We start from the raw sequence: 20,810 nt of genomic DNA on the forward strand, positions 1-20,810 counted from the left end.
TCTTCGATGTCGTCCGACCTGACCTTGCCCGCGCCGTACACGCCCCACGCCGCCCTGATGCGCGCGTTCGACGCGTGTCCGCTGATCGCGATCATGCGCGGCATCACGCCCGCCGAGGCGGCCGACCACGGCCGCGCGCTGTACGAGGCCGGCTTCCGGATCGTCGAAGTGCCGCTCAACTCGCCGGATCCGTTCGACAGCATCGCGGCGCTGCGGCGCGCGCTGCCGGACGACGCGATCGTCGGCGCGGGCACCGTGCTGCGTGCCGAGTACGTCGACCGCGTGCAGGACGCGGGCGGCGCGCTGATCGTGATGCCGCACAGCGACGCGGCGGTGATCCGCCGCGCCCGCGAGCGCGGCCTCGCGAGCGCACCGGGCGTCGCGACGCCGACCGAGGCGTTCGCGGCCCTGACGCACGGCGCCGACGTGCTGAAGATGTTCCCGGCCGAACAGCTCGGCGTGCCGGTCGTGAAGGCATGGCGCGCGGTGATCGACCGCGCGGTGCCGCTGATCCCGGTCGGCGGCATTTCGCCCGACAACATGGCGCCGTTCCTCGACGCGGGCGCGAACGGCTTCGGCCTCGGCTCGGCGCTGTACCGGCCCGGCCAGTCGGCCGACACGACGGCGGCGAACGCGCGCGCGTTCCAGGCCGGCTTGCGCGTCGCGCGCGGCGGAGCGGCATGATGGGCCGCCTCGCGGGCAAGGTCGCGATGGTGACGGGCGCGGGCCGGGGTATCGGCGCCGCGATCGCCCGCGCGTTCGTTCGCGAGGGCGCGGCCGTCGCGCTCGTCGATCTCGACTCCCCGCAGGCGCAGCACACGGCCGCCGCGATCGCGCGCGAATTCGACGGCGCACGCGTGTTGCCGCTGCAGGCCGACGTCGCGCGGCAGGATGCGGTGCGCGATGCGCTCGCGCGGACCGAAGCGGCGTTCGGTCCGCTCGACGTGCTCGTGAACAACGCGGGCATCAACGTGTTCGCCGATCCGCTGACGATGACCGACGACGACTGGCGCCGCTGCTTCGCGGTCGATCTCGACGGCGTGTGGCACGGTTGCCGCGCGGCGCTGGAGGGAATGGTCGAGCGTGGCCGCGGCAGCATCGTGAACATCGCGTCGACGCATGCATTCAGGATCATCCCGGGCTGCTTTCCGTACCCGGTCGCGAAGCACGGCGTGCTCGGTCTCACGCGCGCGCTCGGCATCGAATACGCGGCGCGCAACGTGCGCGTGAACGCGATCGCGCCGGGCTACATCGAGACGCAGCTCACGCGCGACTGGTGGGACGCGCAACCCGATCCGGCCGCCGCGCGCGCCGAGACGCTCGCGCTGCAGCCGATGAAGCGGGTCGGCCGGCCGGAGGAGGTCGCGATGACGGCCGTGTTCCTGGCGTCCGACGAGGCACCGTTCATCAATGCCGCCTGCATCACCGTCGACGGCGGGCGCGCGGCGCTGTACCACGACTGACGCAACGATTCGAAAGACCGCACGTGCGACGGCCGCGCGCACGCTGCGTCGAAACCAACAAGCGGCTGCATCCTGTTCGATGAAAACAAGGAGACACTGGAGATGAAACGCAGAACGTTCGTAACGCTGGCGGCCGCGGCCGCGGTGGTGATGGGCAGCCCGGTCGCGCACGCGGCCGACCCGGTCAAGATCGGTTTCCTGGTGAAGCAGCCGGAAGAGCCGTGGTTCCAGGACGAGTGGAAGTTCGCCGAAATCGCGGCGAAGCAAAAGGGCTTCACGCTCGTGAAGATCGGCGCGCCGTCCGGCGAGAAGGTGATGAGCGCGATCGACAACCTGTCCGCGCAGAAGGCGCAGGGCTTCATCATCTGCACGCCCGACGTGAAGCTCGGGCCGGGTATCGTCGCGAAGGCGAAGTCGCACAACCTGAAGATGATGACGGTCGACGACCGCCTCGTCGACGGCGCGGGCAAGCCGATCGAGTCGGTGCCGCACATGGGGATCTCCGCGTACAACATCGGCAAGCAGGTCGGCGACGGCATCGCGGCCGAGATCAAGAAGCGCGGCTGGGACATGAAGGACGTCGGCGCGATCGACATCACCTACGAGCAGCTGCCGACCGCGCACGACCGCACGAGCGGCGCGACCGACGCGCTGGTGGCCGCCGGCTTCCCGAAGGCGAACGTGATCGCGGCGCCGCAGGCGAAGACCGACACGGAAAACGCGTTCAACGCGGCGAACATCGCGCTCACGAAGAACCCGCAGTTCAAGCACTGGGTCGCGTACGGTCTGAACGACGAGGCCGTGCTCGGCGCGGTACGCGCGGCCGAAGGGCGCGGCTTCAAGGCCGACAACATGATCGGCATCGGCATCGGCGGGTCCGACTCGGCGCTGAACGAGTTCAAGAAGCCGCAGCCGACGGGCTTCTACGGCACCGTGATCATCAGCCCGAAGCGCCACGGCGAGGAAACCTCGGACCTGATGTACACGTGGATCACGCAGGGCAAGGCGCCGCCGCCGCTGACGCTGACGACGGGCATGCTCGCGACGCGCGACAACGTGTCGAAGGTACGCGACGAGATGGGGCTCGCGTCGAAGTAAGCGGCCCGCCGGCTGCCGCGGCGATGCGGCGGCCGGCGGTCGATCGATTTCGGAAGTGGAGAGACGACGTGTCAGCGGCACTGCGTTTTGACAATATCGGCAAGGTATTTCCCGGCGTGCGCGCACTCGACGGCATTTCGTTCGACGTGCAGGCGGGCGAAGTGCATGGCCTGATGGGCGAGAACGGCGCGGGCAAGTCGACGCTGTTGAAGATTCTCGGCGGCGAATACCAGCCCGATGCGGGCAGCGTGCTGGTCGACGGCCAGCCCGTGCAGTTCGCGAATGCGGCCGCGTCGATCGCGGCCGGCATCGCGGTGATTCACCAGGAGCTGCAGTACGTCCCCGACCTGACGGTCGCGGAAAACCTGCTGCTCGGCCGCCTGCCGAACGCGTTCGGCTGGGTGAGGAAGCGCGAGGCGAAGCGCTACGTGCGCGAGCGGCTCGCGGCGATGGGCGTCGACCTCGACCCCGACGCGAAGCTCGGGCGGCTGTCGATCGCGCAGCGGCAGATGGTCGAGATCTGCAAGGCGCTGATGCGCAATGCGCGCGTGATCGCGCTCGACGAACCGACCAGTTCGCTGTCGCATCGCGAGACCGAGGTGCTGTTCAAGCTCGTCGACGACCTGCGCGCGCAGGGCCGCGCGCTGATCTACATCTCGCACCGGATGGACGAGATCTACCGGCTCTGCAATGCGTGCACGATTTTCCGCGACGGGCGCAAGATCGCGTCGCACGAGTCGCTCGCCGACGTGCCGCGCGAACGGCTCGTCGCCGAGATGGTCGGGCGCGAGATTTCGGACATCTACCATTACGCGCCGCGCGCGCTCGGCGACGTGCGGTTCTCCGCCGAAGGCATCGACGGCCATGCGCTGCGCGCACCCGCAAGCTTCTCGGTGCGCGCGGGCGAGATCGTCGGCTTCTTCGGGCTGGTGGGCGCGGGCCGCAGCGAACTGATGCGGCTCGTGTACGGCGCGGACCACCGGCGCGCGGGCGTGCTGACGCTCGACGGCGCGCGCATCGACGTGAAGCGCACCGGCGACGCGATCCGCCACGGCATCGTGCTGTGCCCCGAGGACCGCAAGGAAGAAGGGATCATCGCGATCGCGTCGGTCGCGGAGAACATCAACATCAGTTGCCGCCGCCATTCGCTGCGCGCGGGGCTGTTCATCAACCGCAAGGCCGAAAGCGAAACGGCCGACCGCTTCATCCAGCGGCTGAAGATCAAGACGCCGAACCGGCGCCAGAAGATCCGCTTCCTGTCGGGCGGCAACCAGCAGAAGGCGATCCTGTCGCGCTGGCTGGCGGAGCCCGACCTGAAGGTCGTGATCCTCGACGAGCCGACGCGCGGGATCGACGTCGGCGCGAAGCACGAGATCTACGACGTGATCTACCGGCTCGCGGAGCGCGGCTGCGCGATCGTGATGGTGTCGTCGGAGCTGCCGGAAGTGCTCGGCGTGTCCGACCGCATCGTCGTGATGCGCGAAGGCCGGATCGCCGGCGAGCTGCCGCGCGAACGGGCGAACGAGCACGCGGTGCTGAGCCTCGCGCTGCCGCAGACGAGCGCGGTCGAGGCAGCCTGACGCGACCGGCGACAATCGAATCGAACCTGCGCGGCGCGGGCCGCGCGAAGCAGGAGCAGGAGACACACCATGCAAGTCAACGAAAACCTCGCCAGCGCCGCCGTGAAGCCGACGGCCGACGCGCTGGTTCCACAGCAGGGCGACCGCCAGAAGTGGTGGCAGCACCTGACCGAATACAGCCTGATCGCGATCTTCGCGGTGATGTTCATCACGATGTCGCTGACGGTCGATCATTTCTTCTCGATCGACAACATGCTCGGCCTCGCGTTGTCGATCTCGCAGATCGGCATGGTCGCGTGCACGATGATGTTCTGTCTCGCGTCGCGCGACTTCGACCTGTCGATCGGCTCGACCGTCGCGTTCTCCGGCGTGCTGTGCGCGATGGTGCTGAACGCGACCGACAACACGTTCGTCGCGATCGTCGCGGCGGTCGCGGCCGGCGCCGCGATCGGCTTCGTGAACGGCGCGGTGATCGCGTACCTGCGCATCAACGCGCTGATCACGACGCTCGCGACGATGGAGATCGTGCGCGGGCTCGGCTTCATCGTGTCGAAAGGGCAGGCGGTCGGCGTGTCGTCGGATACCTTCATCGCGCTCGGCGGGCTCACGCTCTTCGGCGTGTCGTTGCCGATCTGGGTCACGCTGCTGTGCTTCATCGCGTTCGGCGTGCTGCTGAACCAGACGGTATACGGCCGCAACACGCTCGCGATCGGCGGCAACCCCGAGGCATCGCGGCTCGCGGGGATCAACGTCGAACGCACGCGCGTCTACATCTTCCTGATCCAGGGCGCGGTGACGGCGCTCGCGGGCGTGATCCTCGCATCGCGCATCACGTCGGGCCAGCCGAACGCCGCGCAGGGCTTCGAACTGAACGTGATTTCCGCGTGCGTGCTCGGCGGCGTGTCGCTGATGGGCGGCCGTGCGACGATCTCCGGCGTCGTGATCGGCGTGCTGATCATGGGCACCGTCGAGAACGTGATGAACCTGTTGAACATCGACGCGTTCTACCAGTACCTCGTGCGCGGCGCGATCCTGCTCGCGGCCGTGCTGCTCGACCAGCTGAAGAACCGCGGCGTACGCGATTGACCGATCGGTTTCCACGGAGACGAACCGCATGACCATCGACACTTCCGCGCACGGCGCGAGCGCCGCGCGATACGCGCGATACCCGAGCCTCGAGGATCGCGCGGTGCTGATCACGGGCGGCGCGACCGGCATCGGCGCGGCGTTCGTCGAGCACTTCGCCGCGCAGGGCGCGCGCGTCGCGTTCGTCGACCTCGACGCGGCCGCGGGCGCCGCGCTGGCGGACAGCCTCGCGCACGTGCGCCACGCGCCGCTGTTCATCCAGTGCGACCTGACCGACATCGACGCGCTGCGCCGTGCGATCGACGCGATCCGCGCGCGCATCGGCGCGATCGCGGTGCTCGTGAACAACGCGGCGAACGACGCGCGCCACGCGATCGGCGACGTGACGCCCGACGCGTTCGACGCGGGCATCGCGGTGAACCTGCGCCACCAGTTCTTCGCCGCGCAGGCGGTGATCGACGACATGAAGCAGCAGGGCGGCGGCGCGATCATCAATCTCGGCTCGATCAGCTGGATGCTGAAAAACGGCGGTTATCCCGTCTACGTGATGGCGAAGGCCGCCGTGCAGGGGCTCACGCGCGGGCTCGCGCGCGACCTCGGCCCGTTCGGCATCCGCGTGAATTCGCTGGTGCCGGGCTGGGTGATGACCGACAAGCAGCGCCGGCTGTGGCTCGACGACGCGGGCCGCGCGGCGATCAAGGCCGGCCAGTGCATCGACGCCGAGCTGCTGCCGGCCGACCTCGCGCGGATGGCGCTGTTTCTCGCGGCCGACGACAGCCGGATGATCACCGCGCAGGACGTGATCGTCGACGGCGGCTGGGCCTGACCCGTTCGCACCGACCTGCATCGTTTCCTCGACGAAGGAAAGGAGTTCGCCATGACCGCCCCGTCCTCGCACGCATCGTCGTCCACCAGCCAGTCGCGCCGCGCGCGCCTGGCCGCCGCCGCGCAGCCGGTCAGCCCCGGCCCGCAGACGGCCGCGTTCGCGCAGGGCGTCGGCGCCGCGCATGCGGCGGCCATCACGCTGTCGAACGCGTCGTTGCGGCTCGACGTGCTGCCGCACCTCGGCGGCGGCATCGCGCGCTTCGACTGGCGCGGCGACAACGGCGCGCTGATGCCGGTGTTCCGCCGCTGCGAGCACCCGGAGACGGCGACGGACCCGAACGAGCTCGCGTGTTATCCGCTGCTGCCTTACTCGAACCGGATCGGCGACGGGCGCTTCGAATGCGACGGGCGCAAGATCGCGGTGCCGCGCAACCGCCGCGACGAGCCGCTGCCGATCCACGGCGACGGCTGGCTCGCGCCGTGGCAGGTGGACGATGCGACCGGCACGACGCTGCAGTTGTCGCTCGACCGCGCGGGCGGCGCGCCGTATGCGTTCCGCGCGATCCAGTCGTTCGAACTCGACGATGCGACGCTGTCGATCGCGCTGACGATCGAGAACGCGGGGCGCGCGCGGCTGCCGTTCGGGCTCGGCGTGCATCCGTTTCTCGTGCGCGACAGCGTGACCGAGCTGGCTGCGGCGGCCGGCGGGCTGTGGTTGTCCGGCGCCGATTTCCTGCCGGTGCGGCACGTGAGCGTGCCGCCGGCCTGGCAGTTCGGCGTCGCGTATCCGCTGCCGGCCGCGCTCGTCAATCACGCGTTCACCGGCTGGGGCGGCCACGCGACGGTGAGCTGGCCGCGCCGCGGGCTGTCGCTGACCGTCGCGGCGGACGCCGACGCGTACGTGCTCTACACGCCGCCGGGCGAGGATTTCTTCTGCTTCGAGCCGGTCGATCATCCGATCAATGCGGTGAACCTGCCGGGCGGCGCGGCCGCGCACGGGATGACGCTGCTCGCGCCCGGCGAGCGCCTCACGCGGCGCTTCGCGTTCACCGTCGAACGCGCCGATGCACGCGGCCATGCCGCGACACGCGAGGGACGCCGGCGACGCGGGTAAAATACGCGGTCTACCAACGGTTTGCCGCGAGTACCCGCCATGTCTTCCCCGCTTACTTTCATCGAATCGCTGCGCGCCGCGTGGCAGCGCACCGACTCGCTGCTGTGCGTCGGCCTCGATCCCGAGCCGTCGCGCTTTCCCGTGCAGTTCGACGGCCAGCCCGACGCGATCTTCGAATTCTGCCGGCAGATCGTCGACGCGACCGCGCCGTACGCGAGCGCGTTCAAGCCGCAGATCGCCTACTTCGCCGCGCATCGCGCGGAAGACCAGCTCGAGCGCCTGATCGCGCACATCCACCTCCAGCATCCGGGCCTGCCCGTGATCCTCGACGCGAAGCGCGGCGACATCGGCAGCACGGCCGAGCAGTACGCGCGCGAAGCGTTCGAGCGCTATCGCGCGGACGCCGTCACGGTGAACCCGTACATGGGCTACGACTCGGTCGAGCCGTACTTCGAGCACGAAGGCAAGGGCGTGATCGTGCTGTGCCGCACGTCGAACCCGGGCGGTTCCGACCTGCAGTTCCTCGAAACGGGCGGGGCCGGCCATCCAGGCCGGCCGCTGTACCAGGTCGTCGCCGACCTCGCGGCGAACAAGTGGAACGCGAGGAACGGCCAGCTCGGCCTCGTGGTCGGCGCCACGTTCCCGAAGGAAATCGAGATCGTGCGCGGGATCGTCGGCGACATGCCGCTGCTGATCCCCGGCATCGGCGCGCAGGGCGGCGACGTGCAGGCGACCGTCAGCGCGGGCCGCACGGCCGACGGCACCGGCATGATGATCAACTCGTCGCGCGCGATCCTGTACGCGAGCAAGGGCGAGGACTTCGCCGAAGCCGCGGCGCTCGCCGCGCAGAAGACGCGCGACACGATCAACGCGCATCGCTGACATGCCGGCCGCCCGTTCGGGCGGCCACCGGCCGCGCCCGCGCCCGCGGGCCGCGCGCCTTCATCGCGTGTGTGCCGCGCTGGCGCACACGAACAACTTCCCGTCGCTTCCGCACCGCATGCCCGCCGTTCATTCGCGCGATGCTGCCGCTTGTCATCGATCTGTAACGAAAATGTCAAGAAAGGGAGTGACGCCATGCCCAAGCTGTCCCGCCGTGTCCTGAGCGCGTTCGCCGCATCGTGGTGCATGACGTTCGCCCATGCGGCGGACCTGTCGCACTGGCCGGCCGACAGCGCGAAGGCGCTGAACGCGATGATCGCCGCGCACGCGCACCGCGGCGACTACGCGGTGTTCGACGCCGACAACACGACCTACCGCTACGACCTCGAGGAATCGCTGCTGCCGTACCTCGAGAACCGCGGCGTGCTGACGCGCGACACGCTCGACCCGTCGCTGAAGCTGATCCCGTTCAAGGATTCCGCCGACTACCGGGAGTCGCTGACGAGCTATTACTACCGGCTGTGCGAGATCGACGACCTCGTCTGCTACCCGTGGATCGCGCAGGCGTTCGCCGGGCAGTCGCTCGCCGATCTGAAGCGCCACGTCGACGCGATGCTCGCCGACGGCAAGCCGGTTCCGGTCCGCTACTGGCAGGGCGACAAGGTGGTCGACGGCGCGATGAACCCGCCGCGCTTCTTCCGCGGCATGCAGGAGCTGTACACCGCGCTGCGCGAGAACGGCATCGACGTCTACGTGATGACGGCCGCGCACGAGGAGCTCGCGCGGCTCGTGCTGTCCGACCCGAAGTACGGCTACCACGTGAAGCCGCAGAACGTGATCGGCGTGACGACGCTGCTGCGCAACCCGGCGACCGGCGCGCTGACGACGTCGCGGCTGCAGATCAAGGCCGGCAAGTACGACGAGGCGGCGAACCGCAGCCTGGTGATCACGCCGTTCCTGATGAACCCGATGACGTGGTACGAAGGCAAGCTCGGTTCGATCGTCGGCTGGATCGACCAGTGGAAGAAGCCGGTGCTGGTCGCGGGCGACACGCCGGCGTCCGACGGCTACATGCTGCTGAACGCGACCGACGTCGCGCGCGGCGGCGTGCGCGTGTGGGTCAACAAGAAGGACAAGCAGATGACGCAGATCCGCGCGTGGTCGGACGAATCGGCCGCGAAGCAGAAATCGCTCGGCCTGCCGGTGACGGCGGACAAGAACTGGATCGTCGTGAAGCCCGACGCGATCCAGTAAGCGGCAAGCGGGGCGCGTCGCGCGCCCCGGCCCGGTCAGCCTTCGCGCTCGTCGAGCAGCTTCAGCAGCCCGCGCAGCGCATGCGCGGCCGCCTGCGTGCGGATCTGCTCGCGGTCGCCCTTGAACACGAGCGTCTCGACGTCGGTATGCAGCCGGTTGCTCCAGCCGAACGACACGGTGCCGACCGGCTTCTTCTCGCTGCCGCCGGCCGGGCCGGCGATGCCCGTGACGGACAGCGCGACCTGCGCGCGGCTGTTGCGCAGCGCGCCTTCGGCCATCGCGCGCGCGACGGGCTCGCTGACGGCGCCGTGCTTGTCGATCAGGTCGGGCGGCACGCCGATCATCTCGATCTTGGCCTGGTTCGAGTACGTGACGAACCCGCGCTCGAACCACTGGCTGCTGCCGGAAATGTCGGTGATCGCCGCGGCGATCATCCCGCCGGTGCAGGATTCGGCGGTGGCGAGCGTCAGGTGCTCGTCACGCAGCTTGTTGCCTGCGCGGATCGCAAGCTGATGGACGACGGAATCGGTTGGCATGCGCGTCGGGATACGGGAGTCGGGAAATCGGTCAGCCGACGACGGAGCGCCACAGGGCGATCACGAGCAGCGTCATGAACGCGGCGACCAGGTCGTCGGCCATGATGCCGAGCCCGCCTTTCAGGCGGCGGTCGAAATAGCGGATCGGCGGCGGCTTGAGCATGTCGAAGAAGCGGAACGCGACGAACGCCCACAGCTGGCCGATGAAGGTCGCCGGCGTGACGAACAGCATCACGAGCCAGATCGCGACGATCTCGTCCCAGACGACGGCGCCCGGATCGGACCTGCCCGTCTTCCTCGCGGTGAAACCGGTGATCCACGTGCCCGCCGCGAAGCCGACGGCGATCAGCGCCCACCATTCGGGCACCGTCAGGTAGCGGTTGAGCACGACGAACGTCAGCCAGCCGAACAGCGAGCCGAACGTGCCGGGCATGATCGGCGCGAGCCCGCTGCCGAAACCGAGCGACACGATGTGCGCCGGGTGCGACAGCATGAAGCGCGCGGTCACGCGCTGCGGCGCGTCGGGTGCGGCGCCGGTCTCGGCCGCGGCAGGCGCGGGCGTCGGGTCAGTCTGCATGGAAGTGGTCGAAGCCGTGCAACGTGAGAGCGAGGGGCGCGCCGGCGGCGTCGTGCCACGCGATCGCGGGGAGCGCCGACGGCGCGGACATCGCGCGTATTGTACCGATTCGCGTGACCGGCACGCCGGCCGTTGCGCCGGCCGCCTCGACCGCCGCGCGGGCCGCGGCCGGCGCGGTGAAGCACAGTTCGTAGTCGTCGCCGCCCGCCAGCGTGCAACGGCGCTGCACGTCGGGCGGCAGCGTCGCGAGCGCGGCCGAGCGCGGCACCGCGTCGGCGTCGATCTCGGCGCGCACGTTCGAACGCGTCAGGATGTGCTGCAGGTCGCCGGCGAGGCCGTCGGAGAGGTCGAGCGCCGCGTGCGCGACGCCCGCGAGCGCCAGGCCGAGCGCGATGCGCGGCTCGGGCCGCTCGAGCGCGCGCCGGAACGCGGCCGCTTCGGCCGCGCCGGCCGCCCATTCGCCGCGCGCGACGCCGAGGCCCGCGCGGGCGTCGCCGAGCGTGCCGGACACCCACACGTCGTCGCCGTCGCGCGCGGCGTCGCGCCGCAGCGCCGCGTCGGGCGCGACTTCGCCGAACACGGTCACGCACAGGTTCAGCGGCCCGCTCGTCGTGTCGCCGCCGATCAGCTCGCAGCCGTAGCGCTCGGCGAGCGCGAACAGCCCGTTGCTGAAGGCCTCGAGCCACGCCGCGTCGGCGCGCGGCAGCGCGCAGGCGAGCGTGAACGCGCGCGGTTCGGCGCCCATCGCCGCGAGATCGGACAGGTTGACCGCGAGCGTCTTGTGGCCGAGCGCGTCGGGCGCGACATCGGGAAAGAAATGGCGGCCTTCCACCAGCATGTCCGTCGAAATGGCCAGCAATTTCCCGGATCGCGGCGTGATCAGCGCGCAATCGTCGCCGATCCCGAGCGTCGACGCGCGCGCCCCCTGCGCGGCGCGGCGCGTGAAGAAGCGTTCGATCAGCGAAAACTCGGAGAGGGCGGCTGGCACGTCGGGCGATCCGGAACGGTTGAAGGAACGGCATTGTACGAGGCGAACGGCGGCGCTTCTGCACCATCCGGTACATTTTTGTCGCGGCTGTTGCACCCGAATCGCCGGTCTGGCGGCCGATGATTGGCGCTACAATGCCGTCGAACAGTTATTCTAATCCGCCCGTCACGAGACACATGTCCACCCAAGCCTCCTCCAAAGCCAAGCTCCGCGAAGCCGCACTCGACTATCACGAATTCCCGACGCCCGGGAAAATTGCGATCGCCCCGACCAAGCAGATGATCAACCAGCGCGACCTCGCGCTCGCGTACTCGCCGGGTGTGGCGTACGCGTGCGAGGAGATCGTCGAGAATCCGCTCAACGCCGCGCGCTTCACCGCGCGCAGCAACCTGGTCGGCGTCGTCACGAACGGCACGGCGGTGCTCGGTCTCGGCAACATCGGCCCGCTCGCGTCGAAGCCGGTGATGGAAGGCAAGGCCGTGCTGTTCAAGAAGTTCGCGGGCATCGACGTGTTCGACATCGAGCTGAACGAGTCGGACCCGCACAAGCTCGTCGACGTGATCGCCGCGCTGGAGCCGACCTTCGGCGGGATCAACCTGGAAGACATCAAGGCGCCGGACTGCTTCATCGTCGAGCGCGAAGCGCGCAAGCGAATGAAGATCCCGGTGTTCCACGACGACCAGCACGGCACCGCGATCGTCGTGGCCGCGGCCGTCACGAACGGCCTGAAGGTCGTCAACAAGGACATCAAGAAGGTCAAGCTCGTCGCCTCCGGCGCGGGCGCGGCGGCGCTCGCGTGTCTCGACCTGCTGGTCGACATCGGCCTGCCGCTCGAGAACATCACGGTGACCGACCTGGCCGGCGTGGTTTACAAGGGCCGCACCGAGCTGATGGATCCGGACAAGGAGCGTTTCGCGCGCGAAACCGACGCCCGGACGCTGGCCGAAGTGATCGACGGCGCGGACATCTTCCTCGGCCTGTCGGCGGCGGGCGTGCTGAAGCAGGAGATGGTGAAGGGCATGGCCGAGCGTCCGCTGATCCTCGCGCTCGCGAACCCGACGCCGGAAATCCTGCCCGAAGCGGCGCTCGAAGTGCGCCCCGACGCGATTCTCGCGACCGGCCGCACCGACTACCCGAACCAGGTCAACAACGTCCTGTGCTTCCCGTTCATCTTCCGCGGCGCGCTCGACGTCGGCGCGACGACGATCACGCGTGAAATGGAGATCGCGGCCGTCAACGCGATCGCCGAGCTGGCCCAGCACGAGCAGAGCGACATCGTCGCGACCGCGTACGGCATCCAGGATCTGTCGTTCGGGCCCGAATACCTGATCCCGAAGCCGTTCGATCCGCGCCTGATCGTGAAGATCGCGCCGGCCGTCGCGCAGGCCGCGATGGACGGCGGCGTCGCGACGCGCCCGATCGAGGACATGGAAGCCTACAAGCAGCACCTGCAGCAGTTCGTGTATCACAGCGGCACGACGATGAAGCCGATCTTCCAGATCGCGCGCGCCGCGTCGGAAGAGAAGAAGCGCGTGGTGTTCGCGGAAGGCGAGGAAGAGCGCGTGTTGCGCGCCGTTCAGATCATCGTCGACGAGAAGCTGGCCAAGCCGATCCTGATCGGCCGCCCGTCGGTGATCGAGCACCGTATCCAGCGCTACGGCCTGCGCCTGACGCCGGGCACCGATTTCACGGTCGTCAACACCGAGCACGACGAGCGCTACCGCGACTTCTGGCAGACGTACTACAAGATGATGGCGCGCAAGGGCATCAGCGAGCAGCTCGCGCGCGTCGAGATGCGCCGCCGCACGACGCTGATCGGCTCGATGCTGGTGAAGAAGGGGGAAGCGGACGGGATGATCTGCGGCACGATCAGCACCACGCACCGCCACCTGCACTTCATCGACCAGGTGATCGGCAAGCGCCCGGGCTGCAGCGTGTACGCGGCGATGAACGGCCTCGTGCTGCCGGGCCGCCAGATTTTCCTCGTCGACACGCACGTGAACGTCGATCCGACCCCGGAGCAACTGGCCGAGATCACGATCATGGCGGCAGAGGAAGTGCGCCGCTTCGGCATCGAGCCGAAGGTCGCGCTGGTGTCGCACTCGAATTTCGGCACGAGCAACGCGCCTTCGGCGAAGAAGATGCGCGATACGCTCGCGATCCTGCAGGAAACCGCGCCGGAGCTGAAGGTCGACGGCGAAATGCACGGCGACGTCGCGCTCGACGCCGCGCTGCGCAAGGAAATCCTGCCGGAATCGACGCTGGAAGGCGAAGCGAACCTGCTGATCCTGCCCAACATCGACGCCGCGAACATCGCGTACAACCTGCTGAAGACGGCCGCCGGCAACAACATCGCGATCGGGCCGATCCTGCTGGGCGCCGCGCAGCCGGTGCACGTGCTGACCGAATCGGCGACCGTTCGCCGCATCGTCAACATGGCGGCGCTGCTGGTCGCCGACGTGAACGCGGCGCGCTGAGCCAAAACGAACGCGCCAGGCCGGTCGAACCGGCGTGGCGCGTCGGGAAAATTGTAAACAAAAGCAAAAAGAGGCGTGCCCGCAACGGGCACGCCGCCGGGCAGGGCGCAAACGCGCTTCCCGCAAGCAACAAGCAGCATCTCTCCACTCCAGACAGCGAGCGCGGCAGGGAGGCAGGTCCTGCCAACAGCGAGATGCCATCCGGATTTTATCCTATGTAAGATAAATGTAGTGTAATTTCGGTAAGAAATGCGCGATTCCGGGTATCGCGACGCTTTCGATTCCCAAACGGACATTGATTCGCGCGGCCAATAACGCTACGCTAACGCCTTTGTTGGTCGTCAACTACTTGATTTAACAGCGGGAACCCTGGTTCATGGCACGCAAGTGGCTCCGCAACGGCGCGCTCGCGTCCGTCTTCGCGATGTTCGCGATGGGTATCGTCGGCACGCCGACGGGCAGTCTGGTTTCCGCCGCTTACGCACGGGAGGCCGTTCCGGCCGACGTGGCCGCCAGCGGGCTCGATACGATTCCGGTTGCCAGTCTTCCGCGCGAGGCCGTGACCACGCTGGGCCTGATCGGCGCGGGCGGCCCCTATCCGTACGAGAAAGACGGCGTCGTATTCGGCAACCGCGAGCGGATCCTGCCGAAGGCGAAGCGCGGCTACTACCATGAGTACACGGTGCCGACGCCGCGTGCCCGCAATCGCGGGGCGCGCCGGATCGTCTGTGGCGGGCCCTTGCGCCGGATCGACAACTGTTACTACACGGGCGACCACTACAACAGTTTTAAACGTATTGTTGAATGACTTCGGGACGAATGGCATGAGCGACTCCATCTACGCGCACGATACGGCGGCGGCGGATCTGTTCGCTGCCGGCGACGGCAATCTGTTTCAGCGCGTGATCCAGCTGCACGCGGCGGCGCAGGCTGGCAGCACGCCGGAGCAACAGGAAGCCGAACCCGGGCTTTCATCGAACGAGGAGCCTATGAGCCTTTTCACGACCGTGCGACCCAATCTCGTGCAGTCGATCCGCGCGTTCCGCGTGCAGGATCTCGCCGACGAAGCCACCCGGCTCGGCCAGCACTTCCTGTTCGCGTATTGCGGCGCCGCGCAGTCGAAGCAGGAAGTGATGGAAACGATCGCGACGTCGTTCCTGTTCCCGAAGCATTTCGGGAAGAACTACGATGCACTGTACGACTGCTTGACCGACCTCGTCGCGAAGGCCGGCGCGCAGCCCGGTTTCGTGATCGTTCTCGAAGGGTTGCCGATCGCGCAGAAATTCGACAAGGAAGGGCGCGAGACGCTGCTCGACGTGTTCCGCGAGGCGGCCGAGTTCTGGGCCGAGCGCAAGGTCGCCTTCCGCGTGTTCTACTCGTTCGCGTAAGCACGCACCGGCCCGCGGCCGATCCGGCAGGAAGCCCGCCTCGAGCGGGCTTTTTTGCGCCTGCGCGATGCGTCCGGGCCGGTGCGCGCGCCGCTTGCCGACATCCGCCTTTCATCCGGCGCCGTTTTTCGGGACAATCCGGTCGGCCTGGCTGTGGCAGCCGCCGCACCGGGTGCGTACAACAAACCATCGAGAGAGGGCTGTCTTCCCATGAATATTTCCCGTTCCGCACGCGCCGTCGTGCTGCCCCTGCTGGTCGCGGCCGGCGCCGCGCATGCCGCGCCGCTGACGCCCGAGCAGACCGTCGACCTTTACATCGGCGCGCTCGTCAACGGCGACGTGTCGAAAGCGCGCGAATTCAACGACGCGGTTCGTGAGAGCTACAGCGGCAAGGACGCGCTCGACATCGGCGTGCTGTCGACGATGGGCGAGTCGATGCGCAGGGACATGGCCGACGGGATACTGGCGCCGATGCCGCCGAAGGCCAGTGCCGCGTTGCGCCCGTCGGTCGAGAGCATGGCCGCCGCGTATCAGCGCGCGCTCAATCGCTCGACATGCAAGACGACCGGGTCATCGCAGCAACCGAACCCGGACGTCGAGGGCGCGACGATCGCGACAGTCGAATTCGCGTGTCGCGTGGCCGATGCGGGGCCAGGCGCGAAGGCGCTGGAGGCGAAGCTGGGGCCGAATCGGCGCCTGAAGAGCGAGGCGGCGCGCATTGCGTCGCTCAAGACGATCTTCTCGGGCATCGCGCAGGTGCTGGACGATGCACCGGTGACGCATCCGGTGGCGGGCAAGATCGACATCTACAGCCTCAAGGAAGGCGGCTGGACGACCGGTAGTCCGGGAGACGTGCTGACGCCGGTGGTCGACGCGTTGTCCGATTCGATGCCGCACGGCTCGTCGAGCGACAAGTAACGTGCGACGAACCGCGGCGTCCGCGTCGCGTGCGAGCGGGGAAGGGCCGTGCTGCCTCGCGGCGGCACACCCTGCTCGTCACCACCCGCCCCAACGCGCGGCCAGCGCCGCGAGCACGGCCGCGCCGGCCGTTTCGGTGCGCAATACGCGCGGCCCGAGCGACAGCGCGGTGAAGCCGCGGGCGCGCGCCGCGTTTTCCTCGTCGGGCGACAGCCCGCCCTCGGGGCCGATCAGCAGCGTGACGGCGGCGGCGGGCGGCGTGCCGGGCAGCGACGCGAACGGGATGCTCGCGCGCGGCGACAGCAGCAGCCGCAGTTCGCCGTCGGCCGGTGCGGCCGGCAGCGCGTCGAGCCACGTATGGAAGCCGGCGACCGGCGCGACGTCGGGCACACGGTTGCGTCCGCACTGCTCGCACGACGCACGCACGACGCCGCGCCAGTGCGCGACGCGCTTGTCCGCGCGTTCGCCGGACAGCTTCACGACGCCGCGCGCGGTCGACAGCGGCACGACCGCCGCGACGCCAAGCTCGACGGCCTTCTCGATCACCCAGTCCATCTTGTCGCCGCCGGCGATTCCCTGCGCGAGCGTCACGCGATAGGGCGGCTCGGCTTCGGCCGGTTCGAACGTTTCGATCTGCGCGATCGCGTTGCGCTTGTCGATCTCGACGAGCCGGGCGCGGTACTGGCCGCCGGTGCCGTCGAACAGCGCGAGCACGTCGCCCGGCTGCAGGCGCAGCACCTGGGCGTGGCGCGCGACGTCGGCCGGCAACGCGAGCGTGGCGTCGGCGCGCAACGCGGCGTCGACGAAAAAGCGCGGCACGGCCGCGGTGGTGGTGGCTTCGTTCATGCGTGTTGCGGTGTCGGTCATGCGTCGAGACGGTGTCCAAGCGCCCATCGGTAGCCGTCGAGATCCTCGATCTGCGCGAAGCGGTCGCCCCAGAACTGGTCCTGCGGCGCGCTCAGCGATTTCGCGCCCGCGTCGAGCGCGCGCTGCCAGGTGGCGTCGACGTCGTCGACATACAGATAGAAGGATTGCGGCGCGGTCATGTTCGCGCTTCTCGGCGTGAGCGCGGTCGAGCCGAACGCGCCTTCGGGCGCGAACATCACGATCAGCTGGCCGCGGTAGGTCATCTCGACGTGCATGATCGCACCGTCCTCGTCGTGCACGTCGCGCAGCGCGAAGCCGAAGGCGGCCTTGAAGAAATCGATGGCCGCGCGCGCGTTGCGTACGGCCAGGTAGGGCGTCAACCAAGGCACGTTGGCCGGACGTGGATCGGTCATGAAAATCTCCTGTGGGACCAGGTGGGCGCTGCATCCGGGTCATTCCGGTTCCGCGTTTCGCACGGCGAACCATGCGCAACCCCACGGGAAAAACGGAACGATGCGGCCGCCCGGACGCTCAGCGGCGAACGCCCAGTGTATCGCGCAGCGCGCGCGGCAGGGCAAAGAGGGACGCATGCAACCGCGCATCGTAGTAGCGCAGGTCGTGGACGCGGCGGGCCGCGAGGCGATCGTCGATGTCGTGCGCGAACAGCGCGGCCGCGTCGAGCGTGTCGCTCGCGATCGCCATCAGCCACTGCGAGCCGTACAGCGGCACGTGCGCGGACAACGGATCGACGACCGCGAAGCTCGCGCGCAGGTCGTCGAGCAGCGCGGCGATGCGCGCGGCGTGGAATATCGGCGAGCCGAGGTGCATCGAAATCGCGCCGCACGGCGTGAGAATGCGCTTGAGGCGTGCGTAGAACGCACGCGTGTAGAGGCCGGCCGCCGGCGAATCGGGCGGCGTGAGATCGAACACGACGAGATCGAAATGCTCGACGGTCGACTCGACGAAGTGCGCGGCGTCACCGATCACGACCTCGACGCGCGGGTCGTCGAGCGCGCCCTGGTGCACGTCGTCGAGATAGCGGCGCGCCATCCCGACCACCTCGTCGTCCAGCTCCGCGATCACGATCCGCTCGATGCACGCGTGCTTGAGCAGCTGGCGGGCCGCGCCGCCGTCGCCGCCGCCGAGCACGAGCGCCTTCTTCGGCGACGGGTGCGCGAGCGCGGCCGGGTGCGTCATGCACTCGTGATAGACGTACTCGTCGCCGACCGACGTCATCGGCCGGCCGTCCAGCGTGAACAGGCGGCCGAGCTGCGGGGTTTCCCAGACCTCGATCTGCTGGTGCGAGGACGCGACGCGCGCGAGCCGCCGGGCATTCGGGAAGCCGTAGGTGGCGTGGGGCGTAGGGTGGAAGAGAAGCGTGGTGCTCACGGGCGGACCCTTGGGGCAGGCAGTTCCGACGTCTGAATTATAGGAGGCGGGCGGTTCGACGGAAAACCGTGCCGGAACACTACGCGCCGACAAGGGAAATGTCAGCCCATCTGTTAAAATGACGAGCTTTGCAGCCCCGTCCGTAGGCTCCGTCCGCTTCGCGTCCGTCAGGCGCCGCACCACGCGCCGGGAACGATCGACGCTCGCGCTTCCGGATGCCGCCGTGCCCCCGTTTCCTCGACTCGTTCTCCGGACTCGACATGACGACTTCGTCTCCCGCCTCCACCACCCTGATGGCCAACGCGATCCGTGCGCTCGCGATGGACGCCGTCCAGCAAGCGAACTCCGGTCACCCCGGCATGCCGATGGGCATGGCCGAAATCGGCGTCGCGCTCTGGTCGCGCCATCTGAAGCACAACCCGACGAACCCGCACTGGGCCGATCGCGACCGCTTCGTGCTGTCGAACGGTCATGGCTCGATGCTGCTGTACTCGCTGCTGCACCTCACCGGCTACGACCTGCCGATGGAAGAGCTGAAGAACTTCCGCCAGCTGCACTCGAAGACGCCGGGCCACCCGGAATACGGCATCACGCCGGGCGTCGAGACGACCACCGGCCCGCTCGGCCAGGGCCTCGCGAACGCGGTCGGCATGGCGCTCGGCGAAGCGCTGATGGCTGACGAGTTCAACCGTGACGGCGCGAAGATCGTCGATCACCACACGTACGTGTTCCTCGGCGACGGCTGCCTGATGGAAGGCATCTCGCACGAAGCCTGCTCGCTCGCCGGCACGCTGAAGCTGAACAAGCTGATCGCGCTGTACGACGACAACGGCATCTCGATCGACGGCGACGTCGTGAACTGGTTCCACGACGACACGCCGAAGCGTTTCGAAGCGTACGGCTGGAACGTGATCCCGAACGTGAACGGCCATGACGTCGACGCGGTCGACGCGGCGATCGCGAAGGCGAAGCTGTCGGACAAGCCGACGCTGATCTGCTGCAAGACGGTGATCGGTCAGGGCGCGGCCACGAAGGCCGGCGGCCACGACGTGCACGGCGCGGCGCTCGGCGCGGAAGAAATCGCGAAGACGCGCGAAGCGCTCGGCTGGAAGTGGGAGCCGTTCGTGATTCCGCAGGAAGTCTACGCGGCATGGGACGCGAAGGAAGCCGGCAAACGCGCCGAAACCGAATGGGACGCGACGTTCGCCGCCTATCGCGCGAAGTTCCCGGCGGAAGCCGCCGAATTCGAGCGCCGGATGGCCAACAAGCTGCCGGCCGACTGGGCTGAAAAGGCCGCGGCGATCATCGCCGGCGCGAACGAGCGCGCCGAAACGGTCGCGACCCGCAAGGCGTCGCAGCAGGCGATCGAAGGCCTGGCCGCCGCGCTGCCCGAACTGCTCGGCGGCTCGGCCGACCTGACCGGCTCGAACCTGACCAACTGGAAGGCGTCGAAGGCGGTCCGCGCGAATCCGGAAGGCCCGGGCGTCGTGCTGGGCAACCACATCAACTACGGCGTGCGTGAATTCGGCATGAGCGCCGCGATCAACGGCCTCGCGCTGCACGGCGGCCACAAGCCGTTCGGCGGCACGTTCCTGACGTTCTCCGACTACAGCCGCAACGCGCTGCGCGTGGCCGCGCTGATGAAGGTGCCGTCGATCTTCGTGTTCACGCACGATTCGATCGGCCTCGGCGAGGATGGCCCGACGCACCAGTCGATCGAGCACGTGTCGAGCCTGCGCCTGATCCCGAACCACGACGTGTGGCGTCCGGCCGACACGGTCGAGACGGCCGTCGCGTGGACCCACGCGGTCGCCGCCGACCGTCCGTCGAGCCTGATCTTCAGCCGCCAGAACCTCGCGTTCAACCCGCGTACCGATGCGCAGATCGCGAACATCGAGAAGGGCGGTTACGTGCTGAAGGACTGGGACGAAGAGATCGTCGCGCGCAAGATCATCCTGATCGCGACGGGCTCGGAAGTGGAACTCGCGATGAAGGCCGTCGAGCCGCTCGCGCAGCAGGGCATCGCGGCCCGCGTCGTGTCGATGCCGTCGACCAACGTGTTCGACCGCCAGGACGCCGAATACCGTGAGCGCGTGCTGCCGCACGGCGTGCGCCGCGTCGCGATCGAAGCGGGCGTGACGGCCTTCTGGCACAAGTACGTCGGCCTGGAAGGCGGCGTCGTCGGGATCGACACGTTCGGCGAATCGGCGCCGGCCGGCGTGCTGTTCAAGTACTTCGGCTTCACCGTCGAGCACGTCGTCGAGACCGCCAAGGCCGTACTGGCCTGACAACATACGCGACGCGCGCCACCCGTCGCGCGCGTCGCACCGTGAAGCTGCACGAAACGAATTTTTTCAGCCATCAGGAG

At 68.6% G+C, this 20,810-nt stretch carries 20 protein-coding genes; 14 read left to right on the forward strand and 6 right to left on the reverse strand.

Annotated features, from left to right (window positions below; all coding sequences use genetic code 11):
• Positions 1-6: 6 nt before the first annotated feature.
• The 9 genes from VXM69_RS22175 to VXM69_RS22215 all read left to right on the forward strand — a co-directional run bounded on the left by VXM69_RS22175 (position 7) and on the right by VXM69_RS22215 (position 9,302).
• Complete coding sequence (locus tag VXM69_RS22175; RefSeq protein ID WP_049030986.1) at positions 7-684, forward strand: 2-dehydro-3-deoxy-6-phosphogalactonate aldolase; 678 nt, start codon at positions 7-9, stop codon at positions 682-684.
• Positions 684-1,463 (forward strand): SDR family oxidoreductase, encoded by a 780-nt coding sequence (locus tag VXM69_RS22180; RefSeq protein WP_367190199.1) that lies wholly within the window; start codon positions 684-686, stop codon positions 1,461-1,463. Before VXM69_RS22175 ends, VXM69_RS22180 begins: the two co-directional genes overlap by 1 nt.
• Before the next feature lie 102 nt (positions 1,464-1,565).
• Complete coding sequence (locus VXM69_RS22185) at positions 1,566-2,561, forward strand: arabinose ABC transporter substrate-binding protein (protein ID WP_049030988.1); 996 nt, start codon at positions 1,566-1,568, stop codon at positions 2,559-2,561.
• Positions 2,562-2,629: 68 nt separating this feature from the next.
• On the forward strand, positions 2,630-4,141 hold the full coding sequence (gene araG / locus VXM69_RS22190) for an L-arabinose ABC transporter ATP-binding protein AraG (RefSeq protein ID WP_124670813.1): 1,512 nt from the start codon (positions 2,630-2,632) through the stop codon (positions 4,139-4,141).
• Between the two features lie 69 nt (positions 4,142-4,210).
• Positions 4,211-5,227, forward strand: coding sequence for an L-arabinose ABC transporter permease AraH (gene araH / locus VXM69_RS22195; protein WP_034186402.1), 1,017 nt, complete (start codon positions 4,211-4,213; stop codon positions 5,225-5,227).
• Positions 5,228-5,255: 28 nt separating this feature from the next.
• Positions 5,256-6,053: an SDR family NAD(P)-dependent oxidoreductase gene (locus VXM69_RS22200; RefSeq protein WP_034186403.1), complete on the forward strand. Its 798-nt coding sequence runs from the start codon at positions 5,256-5,258 to the stop codon at positions 6,051-6,053.
• Positions 6,054-6,104: 51 nt separating this feature from the next.
• Positions 6,105-7,166: an aldose 1-epimerase gene (locus tag VXM69_RS22205; RefSeq protein ID WP_367190166.1), complete on the forward strand. Its 1,062-nt coding sequence runs from the start codon at positions 6,105-6,107 to the stop codon at positions 7,164-7,166.
• A 39-nt stretch (positions 7,167-7,205) separates the two neighbouring features.
• Positions 7,206-8,048, forward strand: a complete 843-nt coding sequence (gene pyrF / locus VXM69_RS22210; RefSeq protein ID WP_034186405.1) for an orotidine-5'-phosphate decarboxylase — start codon at positions 7,206-7,208, stop codon at positions 8,046-8,048.
• 195 nt (positions 8,049-8,243) lie between these two features.
• A complete protein-coding gene (locus tag VXM69_RS22215; protein WP_367190167.1) occupies positions 8,244-9,302 on the forward strand; it encodes a haloacid dehalogenase-like hydrolase in 1,059 nt (352 codons plus the stop codon).
• Between the two features lie 35 nt (positions 9,303-9,337).
• On the opposite strand, the gene VXM69_RS22220 is transcribed toward VXM69_RS22215, so the two are convergent.
• The 3 genes from VXM69_RS22220 to thiL are packed head-to-tail and all read right to left on the reverse strand — an operon-like array spanning position 9,338 to position 11,403.
• A complete protein-coding gene (locus VXM69_RS22220) occupies positions 9,338-9,838 on the reverse strand; it encodes a CinA family protein (RefSeq protein WP_034186407.1) in 501 nt (166 codons plus the stop codon).
• 31 nt (positions 9,839-9,869) lie between these two features.
• On the reverse strand, positions 9,870-10,415 hold the full coding sequence (locus tag VXM69_RS22225; RefSeq protein WP_034186408.1) for a phosphatidylglycerophosphatase A: 546 nt from the start codon (positions 10,413-10,415) through the stop codon (positions 9,870-9,872).
• Positions 10,405-11,403 carry a thiamine-phosphate kinase gene (gene thiL / locus VXM69_RS22230; protein WP_059558041.1) on the reverse strand — a complete coding sequence of 333 codons (999 nt, stop codon included), beginning with the start codon at positions 11,401-11,403 and terminating at the stop codon, positions 10,405-10,407. The genes VXM69_RS22225 and thiL overlap by 11 nt, the downstream gene beginning before the upstream one ends.
• Before the next feature lie 134 nt (positions 11,404-11,537).
• On the opposite strand from thiL, the gene VXM69_RS22235 reads away from it, so the two are divergent.
• The 4 genes from VXM69_RS22235 to VXM69_RS22250 all read left to right on the forward strand — a co-directional run bounded on the left by VXM69_RS22235 (position 11,538) and on the right by VXM69_RS22250 (position 16,186).
• On the forward strand, positions 11,538-13,880 hold the full coding sequence (locus VXM69_RS22235) for an NADP-dependent malic enzyme (RefSeq protein WP_269465996.1): 2,343 nt from the start codon (positions 11,538-11,540) through the stop codon (positions 13,878-13,880).
• Between the two features lie 376 nt (positions 13,881-14,256).
• Positions 14,257-14,688 carry a ribonuclease domain-containing protein gene (locus VXM69_RS22240; protein WP_034186411.1) on the forward strand — a complete coding sequence of 144 codons (432 nt, stop codon included), beginning with the start codon at positions 14,257-14,259 and terminating at the stop codon, positions 14,686-14,688.
• A 16-nt stretch (positions 14,689-14,704) separates the two neighbouring features.
• Positions 14,705-15,268, forward strand: coding sequence for a barstar family protein (locus tag VXM69_RS22245; RefSeq protein ID WP_034186412.1), 564 nt, complete (start codon positions 14,705-14,707; stop codon positions 15,266-15,268).
• A 210-nt stretch (positions 15,269-15,478) separates the two neighbouring features.
• A complete protein-coding gene (locus VXM69_RS22250; RefSeq protein WP_049028426.1) occupies positions 15,479-16,186 on the forward strand; it encodes a hypothetical protein in 708 nt (235 codons plus the stop codon).
• A 78-nt stretch (positions 16,187-16,264) separates the two neighbouring features.
• Here VXM69_RS22250 and VXM69_RS22255 read toward each other — a convergent pair whose 3' ends face one another.
• From VXM69_RS22255 to speE, 3 genes are all read right to left on the reverse strand, one after another.
• A complete protein-coding gene (locus tag VXM69_RS22255) occupies positions 16,265-17,032 on the reverse strand; it encodes a 16S rRNA (uracil(1498)-N(3))-methyltransferase (protein ID WP_034186446.1) in 768 nt (255 codons plus the stop codon).
• 17 nt (positions 17,033-17,049) lie between these two features.
• On the reverse strand, positions 17,050-17,466 hold the full coding sequence (locus VXM69_RS22260) for a VOC family protein (RefSeq protein WP_034186414.1): 417 nt from the start codon (positions 17,464-17,466) through the stop codon (positions 17,050-17,052).
• Between the two features lie 118 nt (positions 17,467-17,584).
• A complete protein-coding gene (gene speE / locus VXM69_RS22265; RefSeq protein WP_059558038.1) occupies positions 17,585-18,442 on the reverse strand; it encodes a polyamine aminopropyltransferase in 858 nt (285 codons plus the stop codon).
• Positions 18,443-18,657: 215 nt separating this feature from the next.
• On the opposite strand from speE, the gene tkt reads away from it, so the two are divergent.
• Complete coding sequence (tkt, locus tag VXM69_RS22270) at positions 18,658-20,730, forward strand: transketolase (RefSeq protein WP_034186416.1); 2,073 nt, start codon at positions 18,658-18,660, stop codon at positions 20,728-20,730.
• Positions 20,731-20,810: the final 80 nt, after the last annotated feature.

Origin of the sequence: Burkholderia sp. Ed8 (genome assembly GCF_040761425.1) — a bacterium.
Lineage (GTDB): Bacteria > Pseudomonadota > Gammaproteobacteria > Burkholderiales > Burkholderiaceae > Burkholderia > Burkholderia seminalis.